Raw genomic sequence first — 20,478 nt, 5'->3', positions numbered from 1 at the left:
ACATGGTCGTGTAGAGGACTCCACCCGGGCGGCATCCATGGATCCTGCGCGACAAGCATCCGACGAGCCCACGGCCGCACGACCGCATGGCGTGCTCGACGCGTCCACCGACGCGGCGGCGGTCGTGAACGCGCACGGCGTCGTCCTCGGCTGGACCCGGGGTGCCGAGACACTGCTCGGCCATCCGGCGTCCGAGGTGGTCGGCGCCTCCGCCGCACGTCTGCTGGCGATGCCCGGCGACCCCGCACGCGTGGCCGGTGTCGCGGAGCGGTGCCGCGCCGGGATGGGGTGGAGCGGTCTCGTCCCCGTGCGGCACCGCGACGGCCGGCCCGTCGACGTCGACCTGCGGGTCTCCGCCGCCTTCCGCATCGGCGCGGACGAGTGCTTCCTGATCTCGGGCCGGGCGCAGCGGCAGACGTGGACGGTGGGTCAGTCCGTCCTGGACGGGTTCCTGACCCGCTCCCCGGTCGGTATGGCGGTGGTGGACCTCGAGCTGCGCTACGTGTGGCTGAACGACACCCTGGAACGGTTCGGCGGCGTGCCCCGTGAACAGCGGCTGGGGCGTCGGCTGAGCGAACTGCTGCCCGGGCTGCAGGCGGAGACCATCGAGGGTTTGATGCGCAAGGTCCTGGAAACCGGGGTCCCCGTCACCGACTACGAGTACGTGGGCTGGAGCTGGGCCGACCCGCACCGCCAACACGCCTACTCCACCTCCTTCTTCCCCCTGGTGGACGCCGGCGACTGCGTCACCGGGGTCTGCTACATGGTTCTGGACGTCACCGAGCGGTGGACCGCCCGTCAGCTCCTGGCGATGGTCAACGAGGCCGGTACCCGCGTCGGCACGACCCTGGACGTGATGCAAACGGCTCAGGAACTCGCCGACTTCGCCGTCCCCCGCTTCGCGGACTTCGTCATCGTCGACCTCCTGGAACCCGTCCTCAGCACCGAGGAGCACGGTGCGTGGCTGACGGACGCGGGCCCGGCGCCCGCCAGGCCGGTGATGCGCCGGGCCGGCATGAAGTCCGTGCGCGAGGGATGTCCGGAGGCCGTGGCCCGGATCGGGGACCGGGTGGACTTCCTGCCTCCGCCGCACGACGCGGACCTGCTCCTCCACGGCGATCCGGTCCTCGTCCCCGTCCTCGATCCGTCCGACGACCTGTGGATGACGGAACAGCCCGAACGGGCGGCCAGCATTCGGGAGTTCGGGCTGCACTCCCTCATCTCCGTGCCGATGCGGGCGCGGAACACCGCGCTCGGTCTCACCACCTTCATACGGTCGCTCAACCCCGTCTCGTTCCAGTCCGACGACGTTCTGCTGGCCCGGGAGCTGGTGGCGCGAGCGGCGCTGTGCGTCGACAACGCCCGCCGCTACACCCGGGAACACGCCGCGGCGGTCACCCTGCAGCGCAGCCTGCTGCCGCACGCCCTGTCGGGCGGAACCGCCCTCGAGGTGGCCTCGTCGTACCTCCCGGCGGACCCGACGGACGGGGTGGGGGGCGACTGGTTCGACGTGATCCCCCTGTCCGGGGCCCGCGTCGGGCTCGTCGTGGGCGACGTGGTGGGGCACGGCATCACCGCCGCGGCGACCATGGGCCGACTGCGCACCGCGGTGCAGACCCTCGCCGACATGGAGATGCCTCCCGACGAACTGCTCGCGCACCTCGACGACCTCGTGCTCCGGCTGAGCGCGGAGAAGACCGACGACGAGGCGGCCCACCGGACCACGGCGACCTTCCTCGGAGCCACCTGCCTGTACGCCGTCTACGATCCGGTCACCCGGCGGTGCACGATGGCCCGGGCCGGGCATCCGCCGCCCGTCGTCGTCTCGCCCGACGGGCAGGTGTCGTTCCCGGAGCCCCCGGCCGGGCCCCCGCTCGGACTGGGCGGGATGGCCTTCGAGGCCACCGAGATCGAGCTCGCCGAGAACAGCCTGTTCGGGCTCTACACCGACGGCCTCGTGGAGGGCGCCGACCAGGACATGGAACGGGGCATGGTCCGGCTCGGCGAGGTGCTGGCCCGGTCCGACGCCGACCTCGGCGGCCTGTGCTCGTCCGCGGTACGGCAACTGGTGCCCGAGCCGCATCCCGACGACATCGCCCTGCTCCTGGCGCGCACACGCGCCCTGGGCGCCGACCGCGTCGTCTCCTGGGAGGTCCCCGTGGACCCGGCCGCCGTCGCCGACGTCCGGGCCCGGGCGACCCGCCAGGTGGAGGCCTGGGGGCTGGCGGACCTGGCCATGACGACGGAGCTCATCGTGAGCGAGCTGGTCACCAACGCGATCCGCTATGCCGCGTCGCCCATTCGTCTGCGCCTGCTGCGCGAAACGCGCCTGACCTGCGAGGTCGCCGACGCCAGCAGCACGGCCCCCCGGTTGAGGCATGCCCGGAGCACGGACGAGGGGGGCCGTGGCCTGTTTCTGGTGGCGCAGCTCTCCCATCGCTGGGGGGCTCGGTACACGGCCGGCGGAAAGATCATCTGGGCCGAGCAGGAGATCCCGTGACCCGTGACCGGCGGGCGGCAGCGCCGCGTTGGTCCGATCAGGCGACGAGGAGATCGTCCATCTGGCCGACCGCCGCCTTGAGGCCCTCCTCCATGCCCATGGTGACCAGTTGGTCCATCTGCTCGCGGGTGTCGAAGGCGGACCGGATCTCCATGCGGGTTCCGGACCCGTGCCGGGTCAGGGTGACGCGCACGGTGGTGGTCGGCATGGTGGCGCTCGGGGTTCCGTCCTGGTCGGCGAAGCCGTCGGTGAACTCCAGGGAGGTGGGCGGAGCGACCGACGTGACGCGCCACCAGCCGCGGTGCTTGTCGCCCTCGGGGCCCGTCATGAAGTAGGTGACCTCGCCGCCCGGAGTCAGGTCGTGGTTCTCGACGGTCGCCGGGTAGGTCGGCGGCCCCCACCAGCGCTCCAGCCGACGGGGGTCCGCCCACAACTGCCACACCTTCTCGACGGGGGCCGCGAGTTCGGCGATCAGGGTGAGGGTGAGGCTGTCGAAATCCTTGTCCACGCTGGTGACGCTCATCTGTCCCGTCCTTCTCTCGGTTCGTGCTCGTTCGCGGGGCGTTCCTCCGCGAGCAGGTCGGTCATCCGCTCCACTCTGCCGCGCCACAGGGATTCCAGCTCGTCGAGCGCCTGCCGGGCGCGCGCCACGGCATCGGGCTCCGTGCGGACGAGCTGCTCACGTCCCCGGCGCTGCTTGCCGACCAGTCCGGCCTGTTCCAGCACCGCCACGTGTTTCTGCACCGCGGCGAAGCTCATCGGGTAGGCGGCGGCCAGTTGTGACACCGACAGCTCACCGTCGACGCAGCGGCGCAGGATGTCCCGGCGTGTCGGGTCCGCCAGGGCGTGGAAGAGCCGGTCCAGGCCTGCGCCGTCACCTTCATCTACAACCATTTGGTTGTACGTTAGCCGCCTGTGCGTCGCCTGTAAACCGCCGGGCGCCCGCCGCTCGCGCAGTCGCCCGCCCCGCCGCTCGCGCAGTCGCCCGTTCCCGTCGGTCCTCCCGGAGCGTCCGCGGGCAGGAGGGCGTGACGTGAAGGTGCGATACGGCCTTGGATCGCCCGTCAAGGGCGCACCTCTCAGGCGCACTCCAAGGCAGAGGGAGGCCTCACAGCCGACTTTCAGTGGATTCCTGTTTCTTTCATTGACAGTGGAAAATAAGGGCCCTAGGTTCCCGGCCATGCGCTCCTCGTCCCGCTCGTCCTCGTCGGTCGAGACGTTCCCGGCCCACACCCCGGCCGCTTCACAGATCTTCACCACCGTCCTGTCGCAGGGGCCGCTCACCCGGCTGGAGGTGGCACGGCGGGCGGGTCTGTCACCGGCAGCGGTCACCAAGGCGGTCCGCCCGCTGATCGAAGCCGGCTACCTCGTGGAGGACACGGACGCGGAGGCGCGCCCGGCGCTCGGCCGGCCCGCGAACCTGGTCCGGGTCGACGGAGGGCGAGCGCTGTTCGCCGGCGTCAAGGTGACCGGCGACGAGGTCATCGGAGTCCTCACGGACCTGTGCTGTCGCCTCCTGCTGGCCCGGCACGTACCCCTGACCGGCCGGGACCCGAAAACGGTGTTGGCCTCCGTCACGGAGCTGGTGCACGAACTGCTGACCGAGGCGGACGGCTTCGGCGTGCGCGTCATGGGGCTCGGCGTCTCGGTCTCCGGCGACGTGGACCGCGGCGAGGGCGTGGTGCGTTACTCGCCGTTCCTGGAGTGGCGGGACGTCCCGCTCGCCGAGCTGGCGGCCACGACCACGGGGCTGCCGGTCACCGTCGACAACGACGTCCGGGCCCTGACCGTCGCCGAGCAGTGGTTCGGCGCCGGCGTGGGGCTGGCCGACTTCGCCGTGGTGACGGTCGGCGCGGGCATCGGCTGCGGCCTGGTCGTCCACGGCCGGGTCGTCTCCGGCGCGCACGGCGTCGCCGGGGAGATCGGGCATGTCACCGTCGACCCGTCCGGCCCGCCCTGCCACTGCGGCAACCGGGGCTGTGTGGAGGCCATCGCGGGGGACGCCGCGATCGTCCGGCGGGTCCGTGAGGTCACGGGGGCGGACGTCGCCGACGCCGGCGCGGCCCTCGCCCTCGCCCACCAGGGCGACGCGGGCGCGAGGGAGGTGTACGCCCGCGCAGGGGAGGCCATCGGGCGGGGCATCGCCACCGTGGCCAATCTCCTCGGCCCCGAACGCGTGATCATCTCCGGCGAGGGGCTGGCCGCCTACGACCTGTTCGCCGAGCAGATCCGCGACGCGTTCACCGCCGCCGCCTTCGGCTCCGCCGCGCGGTGCGACGTACAGACCCGCCCCCTGCCCTTCGAGGAGTGGGCGCGCGGAGCCGCCGCCACCGCGATCCAGTCCTTCATCACCGACCCCACCTGACCGGACAGCACCCCACCGCCGCCCTCCCCGCACCCCGGCGCCGGTCCACAGCACCCCCCACGGCTCGGGCAAGGGCCGAGCCGCCCCGAGCCACCCCGCCGAAACCCACCCCAGGAGGTACGGCCCATGTGGTCACCCCCGCACCCCGCCCTGCCCGCACGCGCCCTGAGAGCCGTGGTGGTCCTGGCCGTCGCCGCGGCCGCCGGGACCGTCGCCCCGACGGCCCACGCCGAGACCGCCCCGCCCGCCGTCGCGGCCAAGCCGTACATGGGCTGGTCGAGTTGGAGCATGCAGTCGTCCAAGTACCCCGGCCTCAACCCCGACGGCGACTACAGCTACCTCACCGAGGCCAACGTCCTGAAGCAGGCCGGCGCCCTCGCCGCCAAGCTGAAGAAGTACGGCTACGAGTACGTCAACATCGACGCCGGCTGGTGGCGCGACATGACGTGGAAGCCCGCGTTCGACCAGTACGCCCGCCAGAAGGCGGACCCCGGCCGCTTCCCCCGCGGCATGAAGGCCGTCGCCGATGATCTCCACGCCAAGGGCCTCAAAGCCGGCATCTACCTGCCGGTCGGCCTGGAGAAGGAGGCGTACGGCGAGGGGAAGACGCCCGTCTGGAACGCCGAGGGGTGCACCACCGCCGACATCGTGCACGACGACCTGCGCACGACCAACGGCTGGGACAGCGCCTACAAGCTGGACTTCTCCAAGCCCTGCGCGCAGAAGTACGTCGACTCCCAGGCGCGGATGTTCGCCGACTGGGGCTACGACTTCCTGAAGCTGGACGGTGTCGGCCCCGGCTCCGGAAAGAGCGGCGACCAGTACGACAACGTCGCCGACGTGGCCGCCTGGCAGAAGGCGATCGCCGCCACCGGGCGCCCCATCCATCTGGAGCTGTCCTGGTCCCTGGACATCGGACGGGTCGCCGACTGGAAGAAGCATTCCCAGGGCTGGCGCATCGACACCGACGTCGAGTGCTACTGCAACACCCTGGTCAGCTGGGAGAACTCCGTCGACGACCGCTGGGACGACGTCCCGGCCTGGACCCGGCACGCAGGCCCCGGCGGCTGGAACGACCTCGACTCCCTGGACGTCGGCAACGGCGAGATGGACGGCCTGACCAAGGCCGAGCGGCAGAGCTACGCCACGCTGTGGGCCATCGCCAAGTCCCCGCTCTACACCGGCGACGACCTCACCCGCCTCGACTCCTACGGCCTGTCCCTGCTGACCAACCGCGAGGTCATCGCGGTCAACCAGGGCGACACGCCGCCCGCACGTCCGGTCACCCCGTCCGACCCGCAGCAGGTGTGGGCCGCGCGGAACCCCGACGGCACCCACACCGTCGCCCTGTTCAACCTGGCCGACAGGCCGGCCTCGGTGACCGCCGACTGGTCCACCCTCGGCTTCACCGGCAAGGCCGCCGTCCGGGACCTCTGGAACCACGAGAACCTCGGCACGTACCGGAACGGAATCACCCAGGCCCTGCCCGCCCACGGGTCCCGGCTGTTCACCGTGACCCCGCGCGGCGCCACGATCACGTACACCGGCATCGAGGCCGAGTCCCCGGCGAACACCCTCGGCGGCAACGCCTCGGTAGCCGACTGCTCGGCCTGCTCCGGCGGGAAGAAGATCGGCAACCTCTACCTCGGCGGTCGGCTGACCGTGCACGACGTCGTGGTCGACAAGGCGGGCACCTACCAGATCAAGGTCGCCTACATCAGCGGTGACGCCCGCTCGGCGGACGTCTCGGCCAACGGAGGCGGCGCCACCCGCCACAAGTTCCCCGCCACGGGCGACTGGGGGACCGTGTCGAGCGTCCACGTGCCCGTGACGCTCAAGGCCGGCTCCAACACGATCACCTTCGACAGCGGTTCCGGCTACGCGCCGGACATCGACAGGATCGACGTACCGAAGTCCTCCTGAACCCCCGGGGGCCCGGCGTCACCGCCGGGCCCCTTCGCAGCAGACTTCTGGAGCCGCCATGAACCCCCACCCCACCGACCCCGGCAGAAGAACCCTGCTCTCCCTGACCGCGACGGCCGGTCTCACCGCGGCCCTCGGCAGCCTTCCCGCGTTCACCGCCTCCGCCGCGCCCCGACGGCCCGCCGACTCCACCACGCCGCGGAGCGACCCGCGCCACCACCTGTGGTGGCAGGCCCCCGCCGACGACGGCTCGATGATCGAACAGGGCCTGCCCGTCGGCAACGGCCGCCTCGGCGCCCTCGCGGGCAACGATCCCGGCCGCGAAGTCCTCCTGATCACCGACGCCACCCTGTGGACCGGCGGCCTCAACGACACCCTGGACGCCGATGGCCAGTTCCCCTACGGCCGCTCCGACTTCGGCTCCTTCACCCTCCTCGCGCGCCTCACCGTCGACCTCCCCGACCACGACCTGTCCGGCGTGGACGGCTACCGCCGCACCCTCGACCTCGCCCAGGGCCTGGTCACCAGCTCGTACGTCCGCTCCGGAGTGACGTACCGGCGGCAGATCTTCGCCAGCCGCCCCGACGACGTGATCGTCCTGCACTTCACCCAGAGCGGACGCGGCCGCTACACCGGCTCGGTGACCCTGGAGGGGACGCACGGCGAAGGGGCGGCGGTCTCCTTCGGCACCGCCTTCCCCAACGGACTGCGCTACGGCGCGGCGGTGACGGCGTACGGCACCGGAGGCCGCGTCCGGGTGCACGGGACGCGCGTCGACTTCGCCGGCTGCCGTGACCTCACGGTCGTGGTCAGCGGCGGCACCGACTACGCGCCGGACGCGTCCAAGGGGTACCGCGACCCGACCCTCGACCCGGAGAAGCTGGCCCGCGCCAAGGTCCGTGCCGCGGCCGCCCACCCGGCCGGCACCCTCCTGCGCACCCACGTCGCCGACTACCGCGACCTCTACGGGCAGCTGGACCTCTCCCTCGGCACGTCCACGGCCGCCCAACGCTCCCTGGACACCTGGGAACGCCTCCGGGCCCGCGCGCGTGACGGCGTGCCCGACCCCGAACTGGAGGCGGCCTACTTCCAGTTCGGCCGCTACCTGATGATCTCCGGATCCCGCGGCAGCCTGCCCCTCAACCTCCAGGGACTGTGGCTCGACGGCAACGACCCGGACTGGATGAGCGACTACCACACCGACATCAACCTCCAGATGAACTACTGGATGGCCGACCGCGCGGGCCTGTCGCAGTGCTTCGACGCCCTCACCGACTACTGCCTCGCCCAGCTCCCGTCCTGGACCGACCTCACCCGCCGCCTCTTCGACGACCCGCGCAACCGCTACCGCAACTCGACCGGCAGGAACGCCGGCTGGACCGTCGCCATCTCCACCAACCCCTACGGCGGAGGCGGCTGGTGGTGGCACCCCGCCGGCAACGCCTGGCTGTGCACCACCCTGTGGGAGCACTACGAGTACACCCGGTCGCGGACGCACCTGGAGAGGATCTACCCGCTCCTCAAGGGCGCCTGCGAGTTCTGGGAGGCCCGGCTGCTCACCACGACCCTGCCGGGCGGCTCGCGTGAGGTGCTCATCGCCGACAGCGACTGGTCGCCGGAACACGGCCCGCTCGACGCCAAGGGCATCACGTACGCCCAGGAACTGGTGTGGGCACTGTTCGGCCACTACTGCGCCGCGGCGGCCGAGTTGGGGAAGGACGCCGGCTACGCGGACACCATCGCCTCGCTGCGCGGGAGGCTGTACCTGCCGCAGGTGAGTCCGAAGACCGGCCGGCTGCAGGAGTGGATGTCGCCCGACGACCTCGGCGAGACGACCCACCGGCACCTGTCCCCGCTGGTCGGCCTCTTCCCCGGCGACCGCATCCGCCCCGACGGCTCCACCCCCGAGGAGATCGTCGACGGTGCCATGGCCCTGCTCACCGCGCGCGGCATGAACAGCTTCGGCTGGGCCAACGCCTGGCGCAGTCTGTGCTGGGCACGCCTGAAGGACGCCGACAAGGCCTACCGGCTGGTCGTGACCAACCTGCGCCCCTCGACCGGCGGCGGCAACGGCACCGCCTTCAACCTGTTCGACATCTACCAGGTGGAGCAGGGCCGGGGCATCTTCCAGATCGACGCCAACTTCGGCACACCGGCGGCGATGTCGGAGATGCTGCTGTACTCCCGCCCCGGGCACCTGGAACTCCTCCCCGCCCTCCCCGACGCCTGGGCGCGGTCCGGACACGTCACCGGTCTCCCGGCGCGCGGCGGGTTCGTCCTGGACCTGCGCTGGCGGGACGGCAGACCCACCTCCGTACGGCTCCGCAGTGTCGGCGGCCGGACCACGAAGGTGGAGTGCGCCGGGGTGTCCCGCACGGTGAGCCTGGAGCCGGGCGAGTCCGTCACGTTGAAGGACTTCGTCCGATGAGGGCCCACCGCGGGCCCCTGCGCCGCGCCCTGGCCGTCCTCCTCCTCACCGCCGCGCTCCAGGCCACCCCGGCGACCGCCGCGGGCGCGGCCGACCGCGAGCACGACGTCATCACCTGGGGCGCGAGCGCCGACCGGATGGGAGACGGGGCCGCCGACCGCGGCTACCGGCTGGTCGTCCGCACCAGCGTCGGTGGGAGCGACCTGAGGATCCGGCTCTCCAACGCCTTCGGGGACCGGCCGCTGACCTTCGGCAGCGTCCACGCGGGCATCCGCGCGTCCGGGGCCGAACTGGTGCGGGGCTCCAACCGGCGGCTGACCTTCGACGGCGCACGCTCGGTCACCGTCCCCGCCGGCGCCACCGTGTGGAGTGATCCGCTGCCCGGCAGGTGGGCGGCGGCGCTCGACCTGGTGGTCAGCCTGCACACCCCCGACGCGGCGGGCCCGGCGACCGGGCACTGGATGGCCCTGCAGACGTCGTACACCGGCCCCGGTGACCACACCGCCGAGGAGAGCGGCGCCCACTGGACGGAGACGACCGGCTCCTGGTTCTACCTGGACGCCGTGTCCGTGCGGACCGGCAGCGCGACCGGCGCCGTGGTCGCCCTCGGCGACTCCATCACGGACGGCTGGCAGTCCACGACCGACCTCGACCGCCGCTGGCCCGACTACCTGGCCCGTCGGCTCCTGCGAGCGGACACCGCGGTGAAGGGGGTCGCGAACGAGGGCATCTCCGGGAACAAGGTCCTGGCGGACGGAGCGGGACAGAGCGCACTCGGCCGGCTGCAGCGGGACGTGCTGTCCCAGCCGGGCGTGCGCACCGTGTTCCTCTTCGAGGGCGTCAACGACATCAAGGCACACACCGGCGTCACCGCCGAGGACATCGTCGCCGGCTACCGGGCGATCATCGAACGGGCGCACGCCGCCCAAAAGTGCGTCGTGGGCGCCACCGTCGGCCCGTTCAAGGGCTGGCCGGAATGGGACCCGGCCGCCGAATCCGTACGGCAGGAGGTCAACCGGTTCATCCGCACCAGCGGGGAGTTCGACGCGGTGACCGACTTCGACCGGATCCTGCGCAGCCCCTACGACCCCGAGCGGATGCTGCCGTTCCTCGACGGCGGCGACCACCTCCACCCCAACGACAAGGGCATGCAGGCGATGGCCGACGCCGTGGACCTCACCCGCCTCGACTGCGCCGGCGGACCGCCGGACACCGGATCCCGGGCATGAACACGGCCGGTTGGTTCGGTCGGGGGGCGACCGGGGTACCCGTCCGAAGCCCGATATCTACCGGAATGTCACCGGAGGTGATGGGAGTGACAACCTCCCCCAGGTCGTCGATGGAGACCCATCCCGACATCATTGCCATGCGCGACCGCCACGAGATGGCGGAGCGCGTCACCAGTACGCCCAGGGCGCAGGCCGTCGAAGCTCTCGCCCTGCTCACCGGCGTGTACCTGGCGGCCTCTCCCTGGATCGCCGGGTTCAACAACCTGTCCACCCTGACGGTGAACAACCTGATCGTGGGCATCGCCTACGCCCTGCTGATGAGCGGTGGCTTCGGCCGCGCCTACGAACGCACGCACAGCATGCCGTGGGCCGCCTGCGCGCTGGGCGCCTGGACCATCATCTCGCCCTGGGTCGTCGCGGGTGACGTCAGTACCGTCAGGACGATCGTCAACAACGTCATCGTCGGAGCTCTGTGCCTGCTGCTCGGCCTGGCGGCCAGTGCCGCCGCCCGGGAGAAGCGGTCCTCGCAGGCCGGGCGCCGCATGACCACCCCGTAGGCGTGGCGGATCCGGCCGGGCCGTGGGGGTGCCGCGGCGACTCCGACCGCCTCTGACCACCGGTTCCGGGAACGGAAAGGCCGGCTCGACGCCGTCGTGGCGCGAGCCGGCCTTTGCCGATGCGTTCCCTGCCCAGGTTCCGGGTCCAGGCGTGGCGCGGAAGGTGGGGCGGGCCCCGCTTCGGCGGCACGACCGGGTGGTCAGTCCGTGCCGAACTCCATCGCGGCGCGGTCCAGCATCTCGTCGTCGGCGGAGACCTCGCCGCGGGAGGCGATGGCGTCGGCGCCGCCCTCCGGCATCTCCGGCATAGTGCCGATCAGGCCCGTCGCGGCCGCCTGGGCGGCGCCGATGGCGGGGCTGCCGGTGCCGATGAGGCCGAGGCCGGCGTACTGCTCGAGCTTGGCGCGCGAGTCGGCGATGTCGAGGTTGCGCATGGTGAGCTGGCCGATCCGGTCCACCGGGCCGAACGCGGAGTCCTCGGTACGCTCCATGGACAGCTTGTCCGGGTGGTAGCTGAACGCGGGGCCCGTGGTGTCGAGGATCGAGTAGTCCTCGCCGCGCCGCAGCCGCAGCGTCACCTCACCGGTGACGGCCGCGCCGACCCAGCGCTGCAGCGACTCGCGCACCATGAGCGCCTGCGGGTCCAGCCAGCGGCCCTCGTACATCAGCCGTCCGAGGCGCCGTCCCTCGTTGTGGTACTGAGCGAGGGTGTCCTCGTTGTGGATGGCGTTGACCAGGCGCTCGTACGCCGCGTGCAGCAGGGCCATGCCGGGCGCCTCGTAGATGCCGCGGCTCTTGGCCTCGATGATGCGGTTCTCGATCTGGTCCGACATGCCCAGGCCGTGACGGCCGCCGATGGCGTTCGCCTCCATGACCAGCTCCACCGCGGAGGCGAACTCCTTGCCGTTGATCGTCACCGGACGGCCCTGGTCGAAGCCGATCGTCACGTCCTCGGTGGCGATCTCGACGGTGGGGTCCCAGAACCGCACGCCCATGATCGGCTCGACGGTCTCCACGCTGGTGTCCAGGTGCTCCAGCGTCTTGGCCTCGTGGGTGGCGCCCCAGATGTTGGCGTCGGTGGAGTACGCCTTCTCCGTGCTGTCGCGGTAGGGGAGGCCGTGGGCGAGGAGCCACTCCGACATCTCCTTGCGGCCGCCGAGCTCGGTGACGAAGTCCGCGTCCAGCCAGGGCTTGTAGATCCGCAGGTGCGGGTTGGCGAGCAGGCCGTAGCGGTAGAACCGCTCGATGTCGTTGCCCTTGAAGGTCGAGCCGTCGCCCCAGATCTGCACGTCGTCCTCGAGCATCGCCCGGACCAGCAGGGTGCCCGTGACGGCGCGGCCGAGCGGCGTGGTGTTGAAGTAGGCGCGCCCGCCCGAGCGGATGTGGAACGCCCCGCACGCGAGCGCTGCCAGGCCCTCCTCGACCAGCGCCGCGCGGCAGTCGACCAGGCGCGCGACCTCGGCGCCGTAGGTCTTCGCACGGCCGGGCACCGAGGCGATGTCGGGCTCGTCGTACTGGCCGATGTCGGCGGTGTAGGTGCACGGGACGGCGCCCTTGTCGCGCATCCAGGCGACCGCGACCGAGGTGTCGAGACCGCCGGAGAAGGCGATGCCGACGCGCTCGCCGGCGGGAAGGGAGGTGAGGACCTTGGACATAGGAAGAGTATGCACGAACAAGCATGACTATGCAAAACAGTTTCGCGACCCGGATCACTGCATGGCGTCGGTCCGCCGGGTAACCCGCACACCATGGCGAAGCACGACAAAGACCACGAATCCGATATCCGGAAGGCGGAGGAGGAGCGGGCAGCGTCGCAGCCGTTCAGCTACCCCTACGCCGAGCGGCGTGCCAACGTCCGCGCCACCCGGCACATCTCCCGCGAGGAGGCGGACGCCGACAGCGTTCCGGGCGTGCCCGGCGGTTACGGGACCAGCGGGGGCGGCCAGCCGAGCCGCACCGGCAGCGGCGCCGACGAAGCCGACCCCGAGCAGCACCGAGAGCCCTGACGCGGAGCGAGAGGAGACGTCGTGACCGTGCCCGAGGAGAACCGGCCGAAGACCGGGACGACCGACGAGGTCGTCGCGGAACGCAAGGCCGCCGAGGAGAAGGCGCCGGGCGGGACGGGGCGCACCGTCCGGGAAGCGATGGAGGAAGCCGGAATCCGCCCCGAGGACTTCGAGGAACAGTGACACCGTCACGTCGGCCGGCGACCGGCCCACGGCTGAGGCCCCCAGAGCGGCACGCGGTGCCCAGGGCCTCGGCCGGCGCCGCGGCTGGGGCCGGCCAACGTGGTCGGCGCCCCTTCCTCACAGCCCCACACCACCTCCTCGAACGGAGCGGCCATGGCGCGGAACACCGACCACGGCACCGACGAGGCGATCGACCTCCACTTCATCGGCAACGCGACGGTCCTGATGCGGTACGGCGGGCTCACCGTGCTCACCGACCCCAACTTCCTGCACCGCGGCCAGTACGCCTACCTCGGCTACGGACTGCTGAGCCGCCGTCTGACCGAACCGGCCGTCGACATCGGCGACCTGCCCGGCCTCGACGCGATCGTCCTGTCGCATCTGCACGGGGACCACTGGGACCGCGAGGCGCGAAGGCACCTCGACCACACGGTGCCGGTCCTGACCACGCCGCACGCCGCACGCCGTCTCAGGGTCCTGCACCGCTTCTCCCGAACGGCCGGGCTGCGCACGTGGCAGGGGCTCACGCTCCGGCACGGTGACGCACAGATGCGGGTGACGGCGCTGCCGGGGCGGCATGCCGCGCAGCCCGTGCTGCGCGGTCTGCTGCCACCGGTGATGGGCAGCATGCTCGAGTTCGGTCCCGTCGGCGGACCCGTGCGACTGCGGCTGTACGTCTCGGGCGACACGCTCGTCCACGACGCCCTCGACGAGATAACCAGGCGGTTCCCGGTTGCCGACCTGGCCGTTCTCCACCTGGGCGGCACACGCCTGCCCGGCGGCTTCGTGGTGACCATGGACGGCGGACAGGGAGCGGAGCTGGCCCGGCGGCTCGACCCGCGCCTGGTCCTGCCCGTCCACTACGGCGACTACACGGTCATGCGGTCCCCGCTGTCCGCGTTCCTCGCGGAGGCCGACGCCTGCGGCCTCGGCGATCGCCTCGTCCACTGCCCGCACGGACAGCGCGCGCGGATCGTCGCCGCGCCGGGGGCGGCGCCGACCGTGGTCTGACACGTGGGCCGCCGGGGGCGGACGCCGTCCCTGAACCGGCCCGAGCCGTGCGTGTGCCGGGCGAGCCGCTCAAGGGCAGTCGTACGAGAACCGGGCGGCGGCCGAGCGGTGGGCGGGAGACAGCACGCGCAGTTCCGCCTCGGCCGTGAAGCTGCCCCGGCCCTGGAAGGCCCACAGCAGACTCAGCCGGGTGTGCTGTCGCCCTCCGCCGACCGTGGCGCGCAGGACCTCGGAGGTCGTGCCGTCGTTGCGCACCCACTGGTAGGAGAACGTGCCGGGGCGGCCGTCCGTCCGGACGACTCCGACGATGTCGGCTGTCTCGTCGCAGGTCAGGTGCCGCGCGGCCGTCACCGTCACCTCCCGCACGGTCAGCGGGGCCGCGGCGTGCTCACGCCAGAACAGGAACGTGACGGCGGCGGCCAGGACGAGCGCGGGCAGGGCGTGCCTGCGAAGCCGCCGCGGCGGAGCCGCCGGGGGAGCGGGTCGCGCTGCCGCGGGCAGCGTGGCGTGCGGCCGATGCGCCAGGGCCGCGGTCACCCCGGGACCGAAGCGCAGGACGGTCGCGTCGCCGTCACCGGGCGTCGCCGTGCCGGTCGGCACCTCCAGCACCGCCGTGTCCGGCTCCGGCCGCTCGATCCAGTGACTGGCCAGCACGGTGGCGCTGTAGTCGTCGTCCCCGGCCGGGGCCGTCGCGGGGGCGGGGACGCCGGGCGTGGAGCCGGGGGCGGTCCGGCCGTCGGGCGTGGTCATCGGATCTCGCATCGTCGTGTCAGGAGCTGCTGCGACGCACCGCCGTCGGCGGACGCGGGACTGCTCGTGGCCTGGACGGTCCAGTAGCAGCCGAGGCCCTGGAACGTGTGGTCGACGGTGAAGGTGTACTGGGTGGCGCCGCTGCGCCGATGGGTGGTGGGCTGCCCGTCCCCGGCGCCCGGCTGACCGGCGGTGTCTCCCGTGAACCAGCCCACGGTGAGGGCGACCGGCCCGGTGCCGTCCGTGGTGACGGTGATCGTCGCCGTGGCCGTGTCCGGTCCGGTCTGCCGGAACGCGGACACCGAGACGTCCTTGACGGCGGGCTGCGCGGCCGGGGAGGAGGTGTCCGACGGGGCGGCGGGGGAGCTCGGGGCCGAGGGGGCCTCACTCGTCGCACCGGCTCCCGGCGTGGCCGACGTGGGCGGCGCCGAGGGAGTGGAGGGTTCCGGCGAGAGGCCGGGGGCGCCGGTCGACGGGTCGGCCGGAACGGGCGGGGTCGTCGTGGCCGACGCCGACGGCGGTGGCGCCGTGCCGGGCGGCACCGTCTCCCCGCCCGCGACCGGTGTCGCGCTCGTGGTGGCGCGGGCCTGCGCCGCCGGCCCGGCGTTCGCCGCGGCGCCCTGACCGATGTCCTGGGCGAGGAGGAACGCCAGCAGCGCGGCGGCCGCCGACACCGCGACGCCGGACCAGGTGGGCCGCCAGGGACGGAGAGGGCCCCCGCCCGCGTCCCCGGTGAGGACCGTGCGGGCCGTGTCGGTGGTGGAGCGAGGCGCCCCGGAGGGTGACGGGAGGAGGAAGAGCAGCAGGGCCACGAGCGAGGCCAGGCGCCCGCGCCCGCGCTCCTCCCAGTCGCCGCCGTACGAGGCGACGGCGCACTCCTCCAGGTCCGCGACGAACGCCGCCGCGTCCGAGGGACGCCGGTCCGCCGACTTGGCGAGTCCACGGCGCACCAGGGAGCGCACCCCCTCCGGCACCTCCTCGACCGGCACGGCGCCCTGCACGTGCTGCAGCGCCAGCTCGGCCAGGTTGCCGCCCGTGTACGGCTTGCGGCCCGTGAGGCACTCGAAGAACGTCGCCGTAGCGGCGTACACGTCCCCGGCGGGCGAGGCCGGCGCGCCGGTCCACTGCTCGGGGGCCATGTAGGCCGGGGTGCCGGCGACGCCCGCGCGCAGGCCGGTCTCCACGGCGATGCCGAAGTCGACGAGTTTGGACAGGCCCTCCGGCGAGACCAGGACGTTCTCCGGCTTGTAGTCCCGGTGGACCACACCGACCCGGTGCGCGTCGGCCAGTCCGAGCAGCGAGCCCTTGAGGACGACCAGCGCGGCCTCCGGCGACAGGGGGCCCTCCCTCGCCAGCAGGGTCCGCAGGGAGACGCCGTCCACCAGCTCCATCACGATGGCGGCGCCGTCGGTCGCCTCGACGTACTCGTAGAGACCGGCGACGTACGGGCTGCTCAGGCCGCCCAGCAGTTCCGCCTCGGCGCGGAAGCCGTGCACGAAGTCCGGGCGCGTCCGCAGCGACTCGCTGAGGTACTTCACCGCGACCGGCACACCGGTCGGTTCGTGGACGGCCAGAACCACCCGTCCGCTCGCCCCCGACCCCAGCTCGAGCGACTCGGAGTACCCCGGCACCGCCCATCCGTTCATCGCCGTCCCCCCCCCACCCGCCGCAGGTCCTCGGTTCGCGGTCCCGGAACTCCGGGCCACGCGGACTGAGACACGTTTTCGGCCGGTCCGGTTGCGGCACGCGCGGATCGTCGAGCGGTTCGCCGACGCGGTCACGGCTGCCGGGCGGCGCCCCGGTCAGTCGACCGGCCAGGTGTGGACGGGGGCGTTGAGATGCATGTAGTCGATGTACTGCTGCGTCGTCCGCCGCAGGGCCTCGTGACGGCCGGAACGGGTGGTGGCGGCGATGTGGTGGACCATCTCCTTCTGCCAGACCGCTCCGTTGCGGCCGGTCACGCACCGCTGCTCGATGATGCCGAGCAGCGGCTCCCGCCAGGCGTCGTCCATCCCGGAGTGCTCCAGCCCCCGGTGCGCCAGCGGCAGCAGACGCCGCAGGACCAGTTCGGGGACCGGTACCTCGCCCATCCCCGGCCAGTACAGGCGGGCCTCGATGCCGTGCCGCGCCGCCGTGTGCAGGTTGTCCGCGGCGGCCGCGAAGGACATCCGGGACCACACGGGCCGCTGCTCCTCCACCAGGGCACGGGTGAGCCCGTAGTAGAAGGCGCCGTTGGCGAGGGTGTCGGCGACGGTCGGGCCGGCGGGCAGGACACGGTTCTCCACCCTCAGGTGCGGAGTGTCGTGCGCGACGGCGTAGACCGGCCGGTTCCAGCGGTAGATGGTGCCGTTGTGCAGGGTCAGCTCGGCCAGTTCGGGGATGTCGCCCTGGTCCAGGGTCTCCTGGGGGTCCTGTTCGTCGCACAGGGGCAGCAGCGCCGGGAAGTAGCGGAGGTTCTCCTCGAAGAGGTCGAACACGCTGTTGATCCACCGCTCCCCGAACCACACCCGGGGCCGCACGCCCTGCACCTTGATCTCCTGCGGGCGGGTGTCGGTCGCCTGCTCGAACAGCGGGATACGGGTTTCGTGCCACAGCTCCTTGCCGAACAGGAAGGGCGCGTTGGCCGCCAGCGCGACCTGCACCCCGGCGATCGCCTGAGCCGCGTTCCAGTAGCCGGGGAACTCCTCGGGGGAGACCTGCAGATGGAACTGGGTGCTGGTGCAGGCGGCCTCGGGGGTGATCGTGTCCGCGTACGTCCGCAGCCGGTCGACGCCGTCCACCTCGATACGCAGGTCCTCGCCGCGAGCCGCGAAGACCTGGTCGTTGAGCATCCGGTAGCGCGGGTTCTCCGACAGCGCTCCCTCGCCGATGTCCTCCTGCCGCAGTGTGGGGAGGATGCCGATCATGATCAGACGTGCGCCGACCGACCTGGCGCGCTCGTCGGCGTGGTTCAACGCCGTGCGGATCTCGGACTCCCACGCGTCGGGGCCGCCCTCCGTGAGACGGCGGGGCGGAACGTTGATCTCCAGGTTGAACCGGCCCAGCTCGGTGGACCAGGCGGGATCCGCGATCGCCTCGAGCACGTCGCTGTTGCGCATCGCCGGCTCGGCCCGCTCGTCCACCAGGTTCAGTTCGATCTCCAGGCCCACCTGGGGCCGCTCGGACTCGAACCGTGCCTCCCGCAGCATCTGCGCGAACGCGTCGAGGCATCCCTGCATCTTGATCCGGTAACGGCGGCGGTCCTCGCGGGTGAAGACCAGCGCCGGGACGTCCCGTCCCATCGGTCCTCCCGGGCTCCCTTCATAGGAACCTTGTTCCCCCAGCGTCGCATCCCCGGACGACCCTGACCACGCGAGCTCCCAGGTGGCGGCGGTGCCCGTGACACGCCGTGCGACGGTCGGCGCGTCACGGGACGCCACGTCTCACGTGCCGCGACGCCTCACGGCTTGCGCGCGAGGCCACCGTGCTCGGCGATGGCGGCCGCGGCCGGCGAGCCAGGGTCCGGACGCCAGTGGGGGACGGAGACGACGCCCGGTTCGATGAGGTCCAGACCGTCGAAGTACGCCGTGATCTCGTCGACGGAACGCAGGATGTACGGGACGGCGCCGCTCTCGTTGTAGGCGCTCTGGGCCTGCTCGAAGACGGGATCGACGCCCAGCGAGCCGTCGTTGACGGAGAGGTAGCTGCCGGACGGCAGGGCGTCCATCAGGCTGGTCACGATGGAACGGGCCCGGTCGTAATCGGCGACGTGACCGAGGATGTTGCTCAGGATGAGGGCGGTGGGGCGGCTGAAGTCCAGCGTCTCGGCGGCGGCCGCCAGGATGCGGTCCGTGTCGAGCACGTTGGCGTCGACGTAGGCGGTCGCCCCCTGCGGAGAGGAGTAGAGCAGGGCACGGGCGTGCGACAGGACCATCGGGTCGTTGTCGACGTAGACGATCCGGGCCTCCGGGGCGATCCGCTGGGCGACCTCGTGCGTGTTGTCAGCGGTGGGCAGACCGGTTCCCACGTCCAGGAACTGCCGTATGCCCGCCTCGGAGACCAGGTACGTGATGTTGCGGCGCAGGAAGGCGCGGCTGCTCCGGGCGATGGTCACGATTCCGGGAAAGACGGCGGTGTAGGCGTCGCCGGCCTGCTCGTCGACGGGGTAGTTGTCCTTGCCGCCGAGCCAGTAGTTCCAGATGCGGGCCGAGTGCGGCACCGACGTGTCGATCTTCTGGTGCGCCGCCGGTCCGGGCGTCGTCGCGGAGTCGGTCATGAGGAGTGTCCGTCTTTCAGCCGAGGCGTGGAATGTCCAAGGCACAACGTACGTCCCAACGGCACTCCTGCGCACATCAGTTCACCTTTCCCGTGGGTTCGGCCCGGTGGTTTCCGGGGCGGCCCCGTCAGCCCGGCGGCACGACCGGGGCGCGCCGGACGGGTGTCATCGCCCACCGGATCGCCGCGGTCACGGCGGAGCCGAGCGGCCGTACGCACAGGTCCTCCACCACCGGGAACCGGGGCAGGCGCAGTGCGTCGGCGGCCCAGTCCGGCAGCAGCGAGACGGCGTTGGCGGCGAGCACGCCGTAGGGCAGGCGGGCGGCGAGCGGGACGGGTGGGTTCAGCAGCAGGAAGCGCGCGGTGTCCCGGGCCTGTGCGCTGGCCCTCAGCTCCGGCCGGTAGGACGCCAGCCGCGCGGCGAGCTCGTCCGTGTCGCGCGGCGGATCGGGGATGCCGAGCGCGATGGCGACCCGCGCCATGTCCGCCACGTATCCGTCGCACTCGTCGTCCGACAGGGGGTGCAGGCCGTAGCGCTGGTGGGCGCGGAGGAAGCTGTCGATCTCGGCGACATGGACCCAGCACAGCAGGTGCGGGTCCGAGGCGCGGTAGGGCTCGCCGTCCGGGGTCACCCCGTGGACGCGCTCGTGCACCGCGCGGACCCGGTCGCAGGCCCGCTGGGCGTGTTCGGCGGTGCCGTAGGTCGTCGTGGCGAGGAAGGTGCTGGTGCGCTGGAGCCGGCCCCACGGGTCGCCGCGGAAACCCGAGTGGGCGGCGACGGCCGCCATGGCGAGCGGGTGCAGCGACTGGAGCAGCAGGGCGGAGAGTCCGCCGATGAACATCGAGGCGTCGCCGTGCACCTGGCGGACGGGACGCTCCGGCCCGAACCAGCGGGGACCGGGGGTGCCGTGGATGCGGGCGCGGTTACGGGGGCCGTCCGGCCCGGCGACACGGGCGAAGAGACCGTTGCCCAGCCGCTGTCTGGGGCCGGTGCCGCCCGAGGGGGTCGTCCTCATGGCTGCCGTCGCCTCCTCCCGGCCCGCTGAACCGTGGCCGAGACGGAGGACGTGTGGGTACGGCTGTCCACCTGTCGTCCCGGCCGCCCCTCCGGCGGGCGTTCCGTCCGTCCCCGGCTTCCCGCTGCCACCGGGCACAAACGTTCGCCCGGGCCGGAGCGGGACGCAGTCGTCAGCGCCGCCCGGGCGAACCTGAGGCGCCGAACGGCGTCGGCGTCGTGCGAGGGCGATGCGGTACGTCGTCTCCGTGACCCGT

General features: G+C 72.3%; 17 protein-coding genes. 9 read left to right on the top strand and 8 right to left on the bottom strand.

Annotated elements, in window-relative coordinates; translation table 11 throughout:
* Window positions 1-37: 37 nt before the first annotated feature.
* A complete protein-coding gene (locus tag ACIHAR_RS12150; RefSeq protein ID WP_400018919.1) occupies window positions 38-2,500 on the top strand; it encodes a SpoIIE family protein phosphatase in 2,463 nt (820 codons plus the stop codon).
* 37 nt (window positions 2,501-2,537) lie between these two features.
* Here ACIHAR_RS12150 and ACIHAR_RS12145 read toward each other — a convergent pair whose 3' ends face one another.
* Window positions 2,538-3,023, bottom strand: a complete 486-nt coding sequence (locus ACIHAR_RS12145; protein WP_365456946.1) for an SRPBCC domain-containing protein — start codon at window positions 3,021-3,023, stop codon at window positions 2,538-2,540.
* Window positions 3,020-3,394, bottom strand: a complete 375-nt coding sequence (locus ACIHAR_RS12140) for a metalloregulator ArsR/SmtB family transcription factor (protein ID WP_365456943.1) — start codon at window positions 3,392-3,394, stop codon at window positions 3,020-3,022. Before ACIHAR_RS12140 ends, ACIHAR_RS12145 begins: the two co-directional genes overlap by 4 nt.
* A gap of 286 nt (window positions 3,395-3,680) precedes the next feature.
* Between ACIHAR_RS12140 and ACIHAR_RS12135 the strand changes: the two genes are divergently transcribed.
* The 5 genes from ACIHAR_RS12135 to ACIHAR_RS12115 all read left to right on the top strand — a co-directional run bounded on the left by ACIHAR_RS12135 (window position 3,681) and on the right by ACIHAR_RS12115 (window position 11,002).
* Window positions 3,681-4,865 (top strand): ROK family transcriptional regulator, encoded by a 1,185-nt coding sequence (locus ACIHAR_RS12135; protein WP_365456940.1) that lies wholly within the window; start codon window positions 3,681-3,683, stop codon window positions 4,863-4,865.
* Between the two features lie 126 nt (window positions 4,866-4,991).
* Window positions 4,992-6,788 carry a carbohydrate-binding protein gene (locus tag ACIHAR_RS12130; RefSeq protein ID WP_365456937.1) on the top strand — a complete coding sequence of 599 codons (1,797 nt, stop codon included), beginning with the start codon at window positions 4,992-4,994 and terminating at the stop codon, window positions 6,786-6,788.
* Window positions 6,789-6,846: 58 nt separating this feature from the next.
* The gene (locus ACIHAR_RS12125; protein ID WP_400018915.1) at window positions 6,847-9,216 is read left to right on the top strand and encodes a glycosyl hydrolase family 95 catalytic domain-containing protein; all 2,370 of its coding nucleotides are present in this window, start codon (window positions 6,847-6,849) and stop codon (window positions 9,214-9,216) included.
* Window positions 9,213-10,445 carry an SGNH/GDSL hydrolase family protein gene (locus ACIHAR_RS12120; RefSeq protein ID WP_400018913.1) on the top strand — a complete coding sequence of 411 codons (1,233 nt, stop codon included), beginning with the start codon at window positions 9,213-9,215 and terminating at the stop codon, window positions 10,443-10,445. Before ACIHAR_RS12125 ends, ACIHAR_RS12120 begins: the two co-directional genes overlap by 4 nt.
* A gap of 110 nt (window positions 10,446-10,555) precedes the next feature.
* Window positions 10,556-11,002, top strand: a complete 447-nt coding sequence (locus tag ACIHAR_RS12115; protein ID WP_400019151.1) for an SPW repeat protein — start codon at window positions 10,556-10,558, stop codon at window positions 11,000-11,002.
* A gap of 200 nt (window positions 11,003-11,202) precedes the next feature.
* On the opposite strand, the gene argG is transcribed toward ACIHAR_RS12115, so the two are convergent.
* Window positions 11,203-12,657, bottom strand: a complete 1,455-nt coding sequence (gene argG, locus ACIHAR_RS12110; protein ID WP_365456928.1) for an argininosuccinate synthase — start codon at window positions 12,655-12,657, stop codon at window positions 11,203-11,205.
* A gap of 93 nt (window positions 12,658-12,750) precedes the next feature.
* Here argG and ACIHAR_RS12105 point away from each other — a divergent pair, with 93 nt between their 5' ends.
* From ACIHAR_RS12105 to ACIHAR_RS12095, 3 genes are all read left to right on the top strand, one after another.
* Window positions 12,751-13,008 carry a hypothetical protein gene (locus ACIHAR_RS12105; protein ID WP_365456925.1) on the top strand — a complete coding sequence of 86 codons (258 nt, stop codon included), beginning with the start codon at window positions 12,751-12,753 and terminating at the stop codon, window positions 13,006-13,008.
* A gap of 21 nt (window positions 13,009-13,029) precedes the next feature.
* Complete coding sequence (locus ACIHAR_RS12100; RefSeq protein WP_365456922.1) at window positions 13,030-13,191, top strand: hypothetical protein; 162 nt, start codon at window positions 13,030-13,032, stop codon at window positions 13,189-13,191.
* A gap of 153 nt (window positions 13,192-13,344) precedes the next feature.
* Complete coding sequence (locus ACIHAR_RS12095) at window positions 13,345-14,202, top strand: MBL fold metallo-hydrolase (protein ID WP_400018911.1); 858 nt, start codon at window positions 13,345-13,347, stop codon at window positions 14,200-14,202.
* 69 nt (window positions 14,203-14,271) lie between these two features.
* Here ACIHAR_RS12095 and ACIHAR_RS12090 read toward each other — a convergent pair whose 3' ends face one another.
* From ACIHAR_RS12090 to ACIHAR_RS12070, 5 genes are all read right to left on the bottom strand, one after another.
* Window positions 14,272-14,952 carry a hypothetical protein gene (locus ACIHAR_RS12090; protein ID WP_365456916.1) on the bottom strand — a complete coding sequence of 227 codons (681 nt, stop codon included), beginning with the start codon at window positions 14,950-14,952 and terminating at the stop codon, window positions 14,272-14,274.
* Complete coding sequence (locus tag ACIHAR_RS12085; protein WP_400018908.1) at window positions 14,949-16,598, bottom strand: protein kinase; 1,650 nt, start codon at window positions 16,596-16,598, stop codon at window positions 14,949-14,951. Before ACIHAR_RS12085 ends, ACIHAR_RS12090 begins: the two co-directional genes overlap by 4 nt.
* A gap of 156 nt (window positions 16,599-16,754) precedes the next feature.
* Window positions 16,755-18,233 (bottom strand): glutamate--cysteine ligase, encoded by a 1,479-nt coding sequence (locus ACIHAR_RS12080; protein ID WP_400018906.1) that lies wholly within the window; start codon window positions 18,231-18,233, stop codon window positions 16,755-16,757.
* Between the two features lie 158 nt (window positions 18,234-18,391).
* Window positions 18,392-19,207 carry an SAM-dependent methyltransferase gene (locus tag ACIHAR_RS12075; protein ID WP_400018904.1) on the bottom strand — a complete coding sequence of 272 codons (816 nt, stop codon included), beginning with the start codon at window positions 19,205-19,207 and terminating at the stop codon, window positions 18,392-18,394.
* A 127-nt stretch (window positions 19,208-19,334) separates the two neighbouring features.
* Window positions 19,335-20,222, bottom strand: coding sequence for an oxygenase MpaB family protein (locus tag ACIHAR_RS12070; protein ID WP_400018902.1), 888 nt, complete (start codon window positions 20,220-20,222; stop codon window positions 19,335-19,337).
* Window positions 20,223-20,478: the final 256 nt, after the last annotated feature.

Source organism: Streptomyces sp. NPDC052016, assembly GCF_044548445.1.
In the GTDB taxonomy this organism is placed as follows: domain Bacteria; phylum Actinomycetota; class Actinomycetes; order Streptomycetales; family Streptomycetaceae; genus Streptomyces.
Note: the sequence above shows the minus strand (reverse complement) of the source record. Positions and strands in the feature narration are given on the sequence as shown.

Bases quoted from the DNA above. Each gene is read 5' to 3' on its own strand.
- argG (WP_365456928.1), bottom strand. From the start codon at position 12,657: ATGTCCAAGGTCCTCACCTCCCTTCCCGCCGGCGAGCGCGTCGGCATC.
- ACIHAR_RS12120 (WP_400018913.1), top strand. From the start codon at position 9,213: ATGAGGGCCCACCGCGGGCCCCTGCGCCGCGCCCTGGCCGTCCTCCTC.
- ACIHAR_RS12150 (WP_400018919.1), top strand. From the start codon at position 38: ATGGATCCTGCGCGACAAGCATCCGACGAGCCCACGGCCGCACGACCG.
- ACIHAR_RS12140 (WP_365456943.1), bottom strand. From the start codon at position 3,394: ATGGTTGTAGATGAAGGTGACGGCGCAGGCCTGGACCGGCTCTTCCAC.
- ACIHAR_RS12095 (WP_400018911.1), top strand. From the start codon at position 13,345: ATGGCGCGGAACACCGACCACGGCACCGACGAGGCGATCGACCTCCAC.
- ACIHAR_RS12085 (WP_400018908.1), bottom strand. From the start codon at position 16,598: ATGAACGGATGGGCGGTGCCGGGGTACTCCGAGTCGCTCGAGCTGGGG.
- ACIHAR_RS12135 (WP_365456940.1), top strand. From the start codon at position 3,681: ATGCGCTCCTCGTCCCGCTCGTCCTCGTCGGTCGAGACGTTCCCGGCC.
- ACIHAR_RS12145 (WP_365456946.1), bottom strand. From the start codon at position 3,023: ATGAGCGTCACCAGCGTGGACAAGGATTTCGACAGCCTCACCCTCACC.
- ACIHAR_RS12075 (WP_400018904.1), bottom strand. From the start codon at position 19,207: ATGACCGACTCCGCGACGACGCCCGGACCGGCGGCGCACCAGAAGATC.
- ACIHAR_RS12130 (WP_365456937.1), top strand. From the start codon at position 4,992: ATGTGGTCACCCCCGCACCCCGCCCTGCCCGCACGCGCCCTGAGAGCC.
- ACIHAR_RS12125 (WP_400018915.1), top strand. From the start codon at position 6,847: ATGAACCCCCACCCCACCGACCCCGGCAGAAGAACCCTGCTCTCCCTG.
- ACIHAR_RS12070 (WP_400018902.1), bottom strand. From the start codon at position 20,222: ATGAGGACGACCCCCTCGGGCGGCACCGGCCCCAGACAGCGGCTGGGC.
- ACIHAR_RS12090 (WP_365456916.1), bottom strand. From the start codon at position 14,952: ATGACCACGCCCGACGGCCGGACCGCCCCCGGCTCCACGCCCGGCGTC.
- ACIHAR_RS12080 (WP_400018906.1), bottom strand. From the start codon at position 18,233: ATGGGACGGGACGTCCCGGCGCTGGTCTTCACCCGCGAGGACCGCCGC.
- ACIHAR_RS12115 (WP_400019151.1), top strand. From the start codon at position 10,556: ATGGAGACCCATCCCGACATCATTGCCATGCGCGACCGCCACGAGATG.
- ACIHAR_RS12105 (WP_365456925.1), top strand. From the start codon at position 12,751: ATGGCGAAGCACGACAAAGACCACGAATCCGATATCCGGAAGGCGGAG.